Origin of the sequence: Aestuariivivens insulae, from assembly GCF_022662195.1 — a bacterium.
In the GTDB taxonomy this organism is placed as follows: domain Bacteria; phylum Bacteroidota; class Bacteroidia; order Flavobacteriales; family Flavobacteriaceae; genus Aestuariivivens; species Aestuariivivens insulae.
In genome coordinates, this window is sequence record NZ_JAKMCS010000009.1 from 177,026 (window position 1) to 191,173 (window position 14,148).

7 protein-coding genes are annotated in these 14,148 nt (G+C 37.6%); 3 read left to right on the forward strand and 4 right to left on the reverse strand.

The genetic code is table 11. The features are described from left to right. Window positions 1–313: 313 nt before the first annotated feature. Complete coding sequence (locus tag MR062_RS12435; RefSeq protein WP_242204731.1) at window positions 314–2,734, forward strand: glycoside hydrolase family 95 protein; 2,421 nt, start codon at window positions 314–316, stop codon at window positions 2,732–2,734. A 117-nt stretch (window positions 2,735–2,851) separates the two neighbouring features. Here MR062_RS12435 and thrC read toward each other — a convergent pair whose 3' ends face one another. The 3 genes from thrC to thrA all read right to left on the reverse strand — a co-directional run bounded on the left by thrC (window position 2,852) and on the right by thrA (window position 7,921). Further along, window positions 2,852–4,153, reverse strand: coding sequence for a threonine synthase (thrC, locus tag MR062_RS12440; protein WP_242204733.1), 1,302 nt, complete (start codon window positions 4,151–4,153; stop codon window positions 2,852–2,854). Between the two features lie 166 nt (window positions 4,154–4,319). After that, the gene (locus MR062_RS12445; protein ID WP_242204749.1) at window positions 4,320–5,240 is read right to left on the reverse strand and encodes a homoserine kinase; all 921 of its coding nucleotides are present in this window, start codon (window positions 5,238–5,240) and stop codon (window positions 4,320–4,322) included. 236 nt (window positions 5,241–5,476) lie between these two features. After that, on the reverse strand, window positions 5,477–7,921 hold the full coding sequence (thrA, locus tag MR062_RS12450; protein ID WP_242204735.1) for a bifunctional aspartate kinase/homoserine dehydrogenase I: 2,445 nt from the start codon (window positions 7,919–7,921) through the stop codon (window positions 5,477–5,479). Window positions 7,922–8,304: 383 nt separating this feature from the next. Here thrA and MR062_RS12455 point away from each other — a divergent pair, with 383 nt between their 5' ends. Continuing rightward, window positions 8,305–9,864, forward strand: coding sequence for an NAD(P)H-hydrate dehydratase (locus tag MR062_RS12455; RefSeq protein WP_242204738.1), 1,560 nt, complete (start codon window positions 8,305–8,307; stop codon window positions 9,862–9,864). 241 nt (window positions 9,865–10,105) lie between these two features. On the opposite strand, the gene MR062_RS12460 is transcribed toward MR062_RS12455, so the two are convergent. Then, the gene (locus MR062_RS12460) at window positions 10,106–11,479 is read right to left on the reverse strand and encodes a TlpA family protein disulfide reductase (protein ID WP_242204740.1); all 1,374 of its coding nucleotides are present in this window, start codon (window positions 11,477–11,479) and stop codon (window positions 10,106–10,108) included. Between the two features lie 640 nt (window positions 11,480–12,119). Here MR062_RS12460 and MR062_RS12465 point away from each other — a divergent pair. Beyond that, on the forward strand, window positions 12,120–14,148 hold a 2,029-nt coding region (locus tag MR062_RS12465), incomplete at its 3' end, for a hypothetical protein (RefSeq protein WP_242204742.1).

Below are 14,148 nucleotides of genomic sequence, written 5' to 3' on the forward strand. Positions count from 1 at the left end.
ATTGGAAATAACAAGAGAGCCGTCATTGCGAGCGTAGTGAAGCAATCCGTATGTTCCAAACGCCTGACCTAGAGATTACTTCGGTCACTGCGTTCCCTCGTAATTGACAACACCAACTCCAAAAGAATTTCATTCTTTGTTTAAAACTATGGATTTTTAATCCATAGTGGTTTATTTTAAAACAAGAGCAACATTTTAATTAGTAATGGCAATATATTGATAACAAAAATCATTGGTAATGCTTTAATTTAGTTCGTTAGAATCAATAAAACTTATTTTTTTTAAGTAAACTATAAATTTAAAGTTGTAACCAATGCACAATATTTACACCCAATTAGTTCGTCTTTCAGTTCTTTTGATGACTTTTCTTTTGTCCTGCAACGAACCAGAAGCTAAAATTGAGCAACAGGTATTATGGTATGGACAACCTGCAAAAAACTGGAATGAAGCATTACCGCTAGGAAATGGTAAATTGGGAGTGATGGTATTTGGCAACCCAATAAACGAACGCATTCAACTAAATGATGATTCTATGTGGCCAGCAGATAGCAAGGATTGGGATGCCCCAGAAGGGAATAAAGACGATCTAAATGCCATAAGAAATTTACTATTTGAAGGGAAAAATGATAAAGCCGATAGTTTATTTGTGGCCAAGTTTTCCCGAAAAAAAGTGGTACGCTCACATCAAACCTTAGGTGATTTATTTATTGATTTTGAACATCAAAATATAACAGGTTACAGAAGAGAATTAGATATAAGCAAAGCTATAGCTAATGTGTCTTATAAAGCCGATAATCAGTTGGTTGAAGAAAAAATATTTGTATCACATCCTAACAATGTTATTGCTATTCAACTAACCTCCCAAAACAATGCTGGCTTAAATGCGAAACTAAGATTAAGCCGACCTGAAGATGATGGTCACCCCACTGCAAAAACATTTACAACAGAAGATAATTTACTTGTAATGCAAGGTGAAGTTACACAGCGCAAGGGCTTTTTCGATTCAAAGCCTTATCCCATCCTTGAAGGCGTTCGTTTTGAAACATGCCTTAAAGTAAACAGTGAAGGAGGAACAGTTACCAATGGCACAGATTTTCTGGAATTAAAAAATGTAAAAAAAGCGACTTTATATATTGTGTCCAATTCTTCTTATTATTTTGAAGATTATAAAGCGCAAAACCAAATAGATTTAAAAGCTATTGGATCTAAAAGCTTTGAAACCTTGGCTAAGGTACATGTTAAAGACTATCAAAGTCTGTATTCGAGGTTGTCCCTAAATCTTGGTGAAAATGCGTTGGATTCCATTCCAACCGATAAAAGATTGCAACGTATTAAAGAGGGTGGGGTAGATCCTCACTTAGAAGCCTTGTTGTTTCAATACGGACGATACCTATTGATTTCATCATCAAGAGTAGGCACCAATCCAGCTAATTTACAAGGCTTATGGAATGAACATATTACAGCGCCATGGAATGCAGATTACCACTTAAACATTAACCTGCAAATGAACTATTGGTTAGCCGATGCTACCAACCTTGGAGATCTTAATGCCCCATTATTCGACTATATTGATAAATTGGTAGCTTCAGGAAAAACAACAGCACAAACCAATTTTGGGTGCAGGGGATCATTCATACCCCATGCAACCGATTTATGGGCACCAACCTGGTTAAGGGCGCCAACGGCCTATTGGGGCTGTTCTATAGGTGCTGGAGGCTGGATGATGCAACATTATTGGCAACATTATGAATATACCCAAGACCATAAATTTTTAAAACAACGCGTATTCCCAGCTTTACATGAAGTTGCACAATTTTATAGCGATTGGCTTATTGAAGACCCCAGGGATGGCACTTTGGTTTCGGCGCCATCAACTTCTCCGGAAAACCGATTTTTTAATGCTGATGGTTTGCCCGTTGCCACATGCTTAGGTAGCGCCATGGACCAACAGGTCATTTATGAAGTGTTCGATAATTATTTAAAAGCTTGTGATATTTTGCAGGTCGATAACGGTTTTGTCAATAAAATAAAATCCCAAAAAGCGCAATTGCGCCCTGGTTTTGTTTTAGGTTCAGATGGTAGAATATTGGAATGGGATAGGGAATATAAAGAGACAGAGCCAGGTCATAGGCACATGTCCCATTTATATGGCTTTCATCCAGGTAGTTATGTAACAAAAGCAGAAACACCAGAACTTTTTGATGCTGTAAGGAAAACATTGGATTATCGTTTGGATAACGGTGGTGCAGGCACAGGATGGAGTAGAGCGTGGTTAATTAACTGTAGTGCGCGTTTATTGGATGGCGATATGGCGCATGACCATATCCAATTACTGTTGCAAAAATCGATGAGCACAAATCTGTTCGATTTACACCCTCCATTTCAAATCGACGGAAATTTTGGGTATACCGCCGGTGTTGCCGAAATGCTTTTACAGTCCCATGAAACAAATTTAGTGAGGGTGTTACCAGCATTGCCATCCGTATGGAAAGAGGGTTATGTTAAAGGGATAAAGGCGAGAGGCGGACTTACATTCGATATCTACTGGGCAAATAATCAACTTGTAAAGGCAGTGGTTACATCCAATTTAGACCAAACCTTTAATCTAATTTATGGAGAAACAAGCACACCTATCGACATAAAAAAGGGGCAAACTATTACGTTTACCCTTAATGGTATTATTGATTTTACAGATGCAAAAGTTTCAATCAAATCCTTAGTCATGTCGAAATGAGAAACGATTGAGACAACGTATTATTCAAGCTTAACTTATATTCATTATGAGTCAATGGCATCGGCCATCAGCAAAGAAACACAAAGAACTCAAATTAAAAATAATTTTATCATGTACTTAGAAGGATCCTTTAATCAAAAAATCCTTTAAATCCTCATAGGTGTCAATCTTTACCGAAACTTTATCCTTGCCCATTACCGCTTGTATTTGTTCTGGTAAAGGTTGCTCTTCTTTAATCACCTCTTCAACAACATCTAAAAACTTGGTAGGATGGGCCGTTTCTAAAAACACACAATGTGCTTCTGGATGCTCCTTTAAATGGGCTTTGCACCCCAAATAGCCTACGGCACCATGTGGGTCTGCTACATAGTTATAATTATCATATATTTCAAGCATGGCAGTTTTAGTTTCTTCATCAGAAAAACTATAAGAAGAAAGATTGTCCTTTAACGTATTGAATTGGTTTTTGTAGATTTCCTCGATACGAATAAAATTACTTGGAGCACCAACATCCATAGCATTACTAATGGTTTGTACCGAAGCCTTAGGTTCATATAACTGCGAAATTAAATAACGAGTAACCACATTATTGGCATTGTTGGAAGCCACAAAATGCTTAACAGGCAAGCCTAACTGCTGTGCCATCATACCAGCGCAAATGTTTCCAAAATTACCACTAGGTACAGAAAACACGATATCCTTGTGCTTATTGTGTAATTGTTTGTATGCAAAGATAAAATAGAACAATTGCGGTAACCAACGCGCCACATTAATAGAGTTTGCCGAAGTCAATTGCATTTGGCTAGTTAAAGTTTCATCTAAAAATGCGGTTTTCACCATCGCTTGGCAATCGTCAAAAGTACCATTAACCTCAAGGGCCTTTATATTTTGTCCAAGCGTAGTTAATTGTTTTTCTTGAATATCACTAACCTTACCGCTAGGGTATAGAATAACCACATTAACACCTTTTACGCCTAAAAAGCCATTGGCCACGGCACCGCCAGTATCCCCGGAAGTCGCCACTAATACAGTAACTTCCTCATTATTGTTTTGGTTAAAATAACCAAGACAACGCGCCATAAACCGAGCTCCTACATCCTTAAAGGCCATCGTTGGCCCATGAAACAGTTCTAAAGTAGAAATGTTGTCGTTTAAGGTTACTACTGGAAAATCGAAAGCTAAGGTTTCCTTAACAATGGTTTTTAGTTCGGCCTCTGGAATTTCCGGAAGCACAAATTGCTTGATAGTTTCATAAGCGATGTCTTCGTTGGACAATGTATCAATAGCCTCAAAAAAGCTTTGGGGTAACGGCCTAATGCTTTCGGGAAAGTATAAGCCTTTATCTGGAGCCAACCCTTTTATAACGGCATTTTTAAAAGTAGAATTCGGTGCTTTTTTATTTAAACTGTAATAATTCATCTTGAATCTTTATTTCTATTTTTTGTCATTGTGAAGCAAATTATAATTTGACTTCGACTGCACTTCGACTATGCTCAGTGACCACACTCAGTCTGAACGCTATGGTAATCTGATTGATAGCGAGTTCATTACCACATCATTCGTTCCTCATGCCTCATAATGACAGTTATATTAATTTTACGCCTTGCGTATTTATTTTAGAAACATGAATATCGAAATCAATGTCCGTTTCAGAATAGATAGAAGCCATAGCGCCTTTTACCTGTTGAGCAACTTCGTGACCTTTACATAAGGTGAAAACCGATGGTCCAGAACCTGAAATTCCAGCACCCAAAGCACCTGCTTTTATCACAGCTTCTTTGAGTTCGTTATAATGCGGAATTAACTGACTTCTAAACGGTTCAACAACCGCATCGTGCAAAGCACTTTTAATCAAATCGTAATCACTGGTATGCAAGGCGTGTATTAAACTTCCAAAATTGGCCCATTGCGTAATGGCATTGGCCATGGGGATATCTTTAGGCAATATGGCCCTGGCTTCAGAGGTTTTTATTTCTAATTGCGGATGTATAATGACAGCATACAAATCGTTTGGCGAGGGAATTTCCAATACCTGCAATGGCGATACGCTTTTCACTAAAGTAAAACCGCCAAATAGGGCAGGAGCAAGATTATCGGCATGTTCACATTTGCTTGCCAAAGCTTCACCTTTTATGGCAAATTCGGTTAACTGTGTTTTGTTGAAGGGTCTGTTTAATAGCTCATTCATACCAAAGACACTACCAACAGCACTTGCTGCACTACTGCCAATACCGCTTCCTGGTTTAATGTTTTTGTAGATTTCAATCTCAAAACCAAAATCTAAATCTAGGGTCCTGTACATGGCTAAAGCAGATACGCCAGCAACATTCGATTCAGTGTCATAAGGTAAATCAAAGCCTTCAATATGGACAATATGAATTCCTTTTTTGCCCACTTTTCTAATAACCATTTCATCGCCCACACTATCCAAGCAAAAGCCCATTACGTCAAAGCCACAAGAGACATTGGCAACAGTTGCGGGGGAAAATATTCTTATTTCGTTCATTTTATCTATTAAATAGTTCTCGGCTGCACTAGAGCAAAAACAAGAACTTTCTTTATGTAATGTCATTTCTAACTTTAAATTACTTACTAAAATTTGCCTTTATATATACAAGGTTTTAAGGTTATGGTTTAAAGGTTTAGACGTTTAGTGGGGTTGACTCTAAAATCGTTAATCGTTAATCGTTAATCGTCAATCATTGCCTCTATCCCCCATATTCTAAGTTCTTTAATCTTTAATCAATCATTCCCTATCCTAATAATATCTGCAAATAATCCAGAGGCTGTGACATCGGCACCAGCACCAGCACCTTTAATAATCATAGGCTGTTCTGGATAGCGTTGGGTGTAAAACATCACGATATTGTCTTTGCCCTCTAAATTATAAAAGGGGTGTCCTTGCGGAATTTCCTGTAAACCTACGCTGGCCTTACCATTATTGAATTGTGCAACATACTTCAACTGACAACCTTTAGCTTTAGCCGAAGCATATAATTGTTGATAATGGGCTTCGTCTGCTATCAAAGTTTGGAAGAAATCATCAACCGTATCGCTTTGTAATCCAGATTCTGATAAGAACGGTTTATTTTCAATGTCTTCCAAATTCATTTCAACCCCACTTTCCCTGGCTAAAATCAATATTTTTCGAGCCACGTCCACACCACTTAAATCAATTCTTGGGTCGGGTTCGGTATAGCCTTCTTCTTGGGCTTGTTTGACCACATCATAAAACTTTGTGCTGTCGTTAAAGTTATTAAAAACAAAATTTAAACTACCCGAAAGCACCGCTTGGATAGATGTGATTTTATCGCCAGAGGCTATAAGGTTATTCAGTGTATCTATTACAGGCAATCCAGCACCAACATTGGTTTCAAATAAGTACGGCGCATTGTATTTAAGGGACAAACGTTTCAGTAGTTTGTAATTTTCAAAATCGCTGGAACAAGCTATTTTATTACAGGCCACCACACCAATACTTTCCCTTAAATAATCAGCGTATAGATTGGCCACTTCAGCATTGGCAGTAACATCCACAAAAATACTGTTACGTAAGTTAAGGGATTTTACATGCTCTAAAAAACTAGGCAATGACGCCTTTTCGCCATTTGCCAATTGGTGTTTCCAATCTTTTAAATTGATGCCATCTTCATCAAAGCACATGGTTTTGGAATTGGACAGCCCTATAACCCTAAGATTGATTTTTAAATTGTCCTTTAAATAGTTTTTTTGTTGCTTTATCTGTTCTACCAAACGCTCACCTACATTGCCTACACCAGTTATAAACACATTAAGTTGTTTGGTTTTTGTTTCAAAAAACTGCTCGTGCAAGGTGTTTAAAGCTTTTTTAACGTCTTTATCGGCGATGACTGCTGAAATGTTTTTTTCTGAAGCCCCTTGCGCAATAGCCCTAATATTGATATTGTTTTTACCAAGTGAACTGAACATTTTACCACTAATGCCTTGATGGTTTTTCATATTATCGCCAACCAATGCAATTATAGATAAACCTGTTTCTACAACTATTGGGTCTATTTTATGTAATGCAATTTCATTTTCGAAAGTATTATCTACAGCAATTCTAGCCCTTTCAACCTCACTGGCATCAATACCAATACAAATAGAATGCTCGGATGACGCCTGGGTAATTAAAATAATATTGATTTTCTCCTGGGCCAAAGTTTCAAACAAGCGCTTAGAAAATCCAGGAATACCAACCATACCGCTACCTTCCAAAGTTAGCAAGGCGATATTGGAAATATTGCTAATCCCTTTTACAGGACCATTGACCTTGGTGTCCTGATTGGAAATAATGGTTCCTGCATCATCGGGCTCATTAGTATTTTTAATATGAATAGGAATATTTAAATCCAATACAGGTTGCACCGTTGGAGGGTAAAGTACTTTTGCTCCAAAGTGGGACAGTTCCATTGCTTCCTGATAGGAAATATTTTTAATAGGGTAGGCCTGTTTTACCAATTTAGGATTAGTGGTGAACATACCACTAACATCGGTCCAAATTTCCAACTGCTCAACTTCTAAAGCTGCTGCAATTATGGCGGCTGTAAAATCGGAACCACCGCGTCCAAGAGTTGTAATTTCGCCTTGTGCCGACTTTGAAATAAATCCAGGAAGGATTGTTATTTGTTGATTGGCAGATTTGAAATAGTCTTGAATGTTTGCATTGGTCAAACTATAGTCAACTTCAGCCTTTGTAAAATTGGAATTGGTTACGATTAACTCTTGCGAGTTTTTTCTATCTGCAGAAAACCCTCTGTTTTTCATCGTTTCGGCTATAATGTACGATGACAACAGTTCACCAAAACTTACTAACTTATCGGATGTTTTGGGAGAAAGCTCATTGATTAAATAGATGCCCTCCAACAGGTTTCTTAAAGCCTCAAGTTTGTCATCTAAATAATCTATAATGGATTGGTTGTTGTTAGGATTTAACTCCTTTATAATGTTTAAATGAATGTCCTTGATTGTATTAAACGTATCAGCAAAGGCATTGTCCTTATTTTTTGCTTGGTTTCCAGCTAAGAGTAATTTATCGGTAATGCCACCAACAGCAGAAACGACACAGGCGACTTTGCTATTATTAGAATAATCTTCTAAAATAGCGATAACATTATTTATGTTTTTAGAAGAACCTACCGATGTTCCTCCGAATTTTAAAACTTTCATGTTTTAATATATTGTTTGTTTATAAAAATAGTTAAGAAAAGTGATTTTAAAAAACCACAAAAATTGCCCGAAGTATATATCATTAACACCCCCAAGGGGTTGTAATAATTGTAGTAGTACCAAAAATAGAAGCTGTGCCCCTTGTTGCGAAGGCTATAGAAAAGCTTATATTTTGGTTTAAAAGATGCATTGGGTCTTAATAATACAGTTCAAAAGTATTACATTTAACCTAATAAAAAAATTAATCATAATTTTTTGTAAAATTCTTATTGAGCAATCATTTTATTAAAATTAAAAGCGATATTCTGTTTAAGAATTGATAAATTAATAACGGTTATAAAAATGAATCCGATAGGATTAAATTAATCATTAAAGTTTACAGAGTGAAAATATTTTCCAAAGACCAAGTTTATGAAGGGGACAAGCTAACCATAGAACGACAACATATAGCTTCAGCCGATTTGATGGAACGGGCTGGCGCCCAAATTTTTAATTGGATGCACCTACGCATGCAAGGTGCCCAAGTACCCATTCATATATTTTGTGGTATTGGTAACAATGGTGGTGATGGATTGGTTTTGGGTAGGCACTTGATAACCCATGGGTATAATGTAAAAACCTATGTGGTGAATTGTAGCGATAAGCGCTCTAAGGATTTTTTGATTAATTACGATCGTATTAAAACAGTTACTAAAGATTGGCCCATACTTTTAAGCTGTAAAGAAGACTTTCCCGAAATAGACCCAAACGATATCATTGTGGATGCCATTTTTGGCGTTGGCCTAAATAGACCAATTGATGGTTGGGTTAAAGCCCTGTTCCAACATTTTAAGAACACCAAGGCATTTACATTATCTATAGATATTCCTTCGGGATTGTATATGGACAAAGCTGTTGAAGATGAAGAAGCGGTGGTTTATGCGGGATACACTTTGAGCTTTGCATCACCTAAATTGGTGTTCTTTCTGCCTGAAACAGCAAAATACACCGTGCAATGGGAAGTATTGGATATTGGGCTGGATCAAGAGTTTTTACAAAGCACCCCTACCCAAGCAGCATTAATAGGTAAACATGAAGCTATTACGATGTATCAACCTCGTGACAAGTTTGCCCATAAAGGCCACTTCGGACATAGTTTAATTATTGGAGGAAGCTACGGTAAAATAGGCGCGGTAACCTTGGCCAGTAGAGCGGCATTATCTGCAGGTGCTGGTTTGGTGACCGCTTATGTACCGAAGTGTGGTTATACCGCCTTGCAATCATCGTTTCCAGAGGCTATGGTTATTACAGATACAGATGAAGAAAAAATCACATCCATTAAATTTAGTATAGAACCTACCGTAATCGGTTTTGGCGTAGGGTTGGGAGCCGATATAAAAACAATAGCAGCTTTTGAAACGTTCTTAAAAGAAAATAAAAAGCCTTTGGTTATTGATGCCGATGGTATCAATATCTTGGCAAAAAAGAAAAGTCTAGTAAAACTGTTGCCGGAACAATCGGTTTTAACACCGCATCCCAAGGAATTGGAACGATTAATAGGGAAGTGGAAGGATGACTTCGATAAGTTGGAAAAGGCCAGGACATTTTCAAAAAAGCACCAATGTATATTGGTAATAAAAGGAGCTAATACCATAATTGTTTTCCAAGATAAACTCTACATCAATACAACAGGCAACCCCGGATTGGCAACAGCTGGAAGTGGTGATGTTTTAACAGGTATTATAACGGGCTTAATATCCCAAGGCTACAATCAGCTAATAGCTAGTATTTTTGGAGTGTATTTACATGGGAAATCGGCAGACATAGCAGTTAACGATTTTGGGTATCAAAGCTTAATAGCTAGCCACGTTATAGAATATTTGGGAGAAGCCTTTTTAGACCTGTTTAAGCAAGAGGAACAACCACAAGACGAAACCCAAGAAGCCCAGGACGATCCATCATAAATAAATCATTATGGATTCAACGAACAAGGTTTCAACAAAAAAATATAATTCTTTTCTTAGCCCAAGTTCGATTAAAAAAACTACTTTATAAACAGTTAGAGTTGTCATTCCGAACGTGTCACACTGAGCGCTGTCGAAGTGAGGTACGAGGAGGAGTCCCATAATAATGGAACTTAAAAAAGCCGCTGTACTTGTAATTTCAGTAACTAGCGGCTTATAAGTTATATGAACCTAAAACTATTTAAATATTATACTCATCAAATAGTTTTATTAGCTTAGAGTCTGAAGGTCTCGGCGCATTAGCATTAATGATATTGCCTTCGGTATCAATTAAAATAAAGCGGGGAATCCCTTGTATCAAGTAAGACTTAACAAAGTCTGATTTCCAGTCGTTATCAGCAAATAATTGAATGCCACCCATGGCTTTCTCTTCAATCATTTGTTTCCATTTATCATGGTCTTTGGCTTGATCGATCGAGATACTCACAAACGCTATATTTTTATCATGGTATTGTGCTTCAACTTCTTTTAAAAACGGAATTTCACGTTTACAAGGCCCGCACCAAGTAGCCCAAACATCTATATAGACATATTTCCCTTTGAAGTCGTCTAACGAGGTAACACCACCCTTGTAATTTTCATAATCAACAAACTTAGGCGACGGACTTCCTTTACTCACCGTTTTTAATTTGTTGTAGCTTTTGGTAATATCAGCTTTATCATCTTCATTGGTTGAATTGGCCATAAATAGCTCATAAAACTCCTGTAAATCCTCTGTATAGGTAATACCGTTTTTGGCAGTTTCGAATAATAAACTGTTTTTAATGGTCTCGCTTTCAATATTTGCCAAAGTTTTTAAATAGGCGATGTCTTCTTTTAAAGAATCCGTTTCAGATAATGTTTTAGATAGTTCTCGGTAATGATTACTTACCAAATCTTTATAATCTTTTGAAAACACAAAATCATCTTCATTAGTATAATCCATATGGTCCAGTTCGCTTAAAAAGCCTTCAGAAACTTCAAAATCGGGCTGCTTGGCATAATAGGCGTGATAGGGCTTATACTTATTTAAGGTAGAGAGGTAAGCGTAATTGATGTTGCGCACTTCTTTAGCTTTATAGTCTTGTGAAATACCTTCAAACGAATTGATAAATGCAGTTAAAGAATCCTTTAGTTTGCTGGCAGTTGATTTAAAATCAGTTTCTTCCAATAAAAAATAGTTGTCCTTGCCTCGAATATATTGCTCTATATCTCTTTTATCGTGTAGGTAGTTGGTAATTTCGGCGCCAATCCCAGCAACACTTACAGTGTTTCTATAGTCATTAGAATCGTAATTCACTTGAAGTTCATTACCATTAGTTATATGGACTAACGTCGGGTTTTTGCCATCGAATAACATATAATTGGCGTTAGCCAACCTTAACGTATCCTTAAAGATACCATCCCCAGAAATCGTTAACGTATCAGTTAGTTTTCTATCCAAACTGTTAATGGTTAGAACCTCCCCTTGGTAGTTTGAAATTTTACCGGAGAGTACGGCATAATCTTTTGACGTTTCATTTTTACAACTAATAGCTAACACTAATAGTGAAGATGCAATAAATAAGTTTTTCATCTGTTAATATTTATTTGATTTTTAATGGTCAGACCTGCCTTGCAGGCAGGCAGGTGCGATGCCCTAATTATCATATTGGTTGGGTTTGCAAATTTTGTAAATGGGCATTTCATGTTCTTGAAATAAAAATAAAAAAGCGAATATAATTAATTAAGGGCCGATGACATGGCTTTTAGATTTTAATTAACATACATGATTGCATAAATTTCCCTTAGAGACAAATCTTTGATAATGTGTAACATACTATTGAAATATCAAACATCAAGGGATTTTGTTGTACTTTCTTTAAATGATTATATAAATTACTGATAATCGATTAAAAAATACCACTGGTCTAAAAAGAGAAAAAAAGTACGCAGATAGTCTAAAAATTATAACCGATAATCTAAAAGTTCATTTTCTTGGTTGTGGGAGCATAAGGTTTGTTCTAAATTTGGTCATCCCTCATTTCTGCATTTTGCACTTCTCCCTGCTTATTTTTTTTTGAGATACTTGATTAATAGCAAATTATAAGTAGCCCTCAACTTACCAGAATTTAGCAACAGGCTAATGACTTTTTTGCATACGCAAAAGTGGTTATTACGGTTGTGTTTCCTCTTTATGTTAACATCATTTATTAATTAATTAAAATGTTATGTTAATGTACAATTTTACCCAAAAATCAAAGAGCAAGACCTCTTTAAATTTAATTGCATGCTGTCTTAGTTTGTTAAGGAAGCAGTTTAAAAGTATAACCGGATTAATAGTGGTTATGCTTTTTTTGTTTGGAGCTGTTGGTCATTTAAATGCCCAAGCAGGAGTACCTTGTATTGATGGAAACTCTAATGAATGGGGTGGTGATGCAGTTAGACTTGCACCAACGTTCGAGCTTAAACATGATACTTTTACCGGTAATCAGGATGATATTTATACCGGAGGAAAAGATTTCAAAAGCTGGGGACAAGCTTCTCCAACACCAGATTACAGTAACTGGACATTCAGCCCTATGCAGGCCAAGAGTGATATCATGAATGCGGCTGCTGTGATCTATACAGGTATTACTGGGGCTGTACCATGTAGTGCTACTGCACCGTTTGATAAGTACGATCCAGAACACACCTATCTATTTTTTGCAGGAGATAGGGAAAGTAATAAAGGAACTGGATATATTGGTTTTTGGTTCTTGTTAAATGGATCTACAGCTATAGATGATGGCGATAAATATTTTAGTCCAGACCACTATACCAATTTTGGTGAACCAGATGGCGAAGGCGGTACATATGATGCTTTGACAAGTATAGGTGACATTTTAGTATTGGCTGATTTTACAGGAGGAGGAAGAGATGCTACCGTTACTGTGCTAAAATGGGTTGGCCCAGGTAATGGGAATTTAGGTAATAATAATTCCTTAGTTGAAATTGGTACCGATTCCCATGTTAGTGAAAATAATGCCGAACAAGTCCTGGTGCCTGACTATTTTGAAGTACCTGAAGGACAAACACATTACGATTACAACGAATTTTACGAGGGTGTTATCGATTTAACACCTGTATTCAATTTACAGGAAAATCCAGAAATCATTTGTGGTGCGACATGGATGCTGGAGACGAGATCATCGGCAGAAATAACGGCCGATTCAAAAGATTTTGTGGGCGGTAGTTTTAATTTAGCACCTGTTGTAGATGTTAGTGATGATGAAGTCTGTGTTAATGGTTCGGCCAGTTTAACAGCAACAATAAGTCATGGAATTATAGTTGTTGAAGATCCAGTAGCCGATGGCTATACCTTTGTTTGGTCAGGGCCAGGATCGTTTACCGGCCAAGGTACGGCGACTATTACTTTTGATCCAGCACAGTTATCAGATGCTGGGGATTACTCCGTAATGGTGACAAGTCCTAATGGATGCCCACCAGCCGATGGGGACGCTATTGGTACGCTTACGGTAAATGATTTACCTGTTGTAAATGCCGATCCAGCTTCTTTGGAATGTACGGAAACAACAGTGCAATTAACGGGATCTCCTGAAGGAGGAACCTGGAGTGGTGATCATGTAAGCGAAAGTGGCCAGTTTGATGCTACTGGATTAGCACCAGACGATTATACAGTAACATACACATATACCGATGGCAATGGATGTACCAATAGCGCCGATGCTATTGTTACGGTTAATATAGCACCTGAGTTAACGGTGAATTGTCCTGATCCAGTTAATCTAGTAGCTTGCTCATCTGAAGGTGATATCTCTTCAGCACTGAATGATTGGTTAATTGGTTTTGGAGTTAGTGGAGGATCCAATCCTACTGTGACATATACAGTTAATGGTAACCCCGCTAACAATTTAGATAATATTACTATTGATGCCTGTGGTGATGATGTTACTGTAATGATTAGTGCTTCAGATGAATGTAGTCAATCAGGAAGTTGCTCTTCAACTTTTAGTGTAGATGCGGCCCCTGCGCTAGAGATCAGCGACGTACAGGATATGAGCAGCAGTGCCTGCGACTATGCGGACCAGGCAGCATTAGATACGGCCTTTGCCAACTGGATGGCTGGCTTCACCTACGGAGGTGGATGCAGCCCCGAGGGCAGTGACCTTAGCGGTTACAGCGCACCGGTACTGTGCGAGGGCGGATCGGTAGAGGTGACCTTGAGCGTTACCGACCTATGCGAGAACGGAAGCGATACGGCGA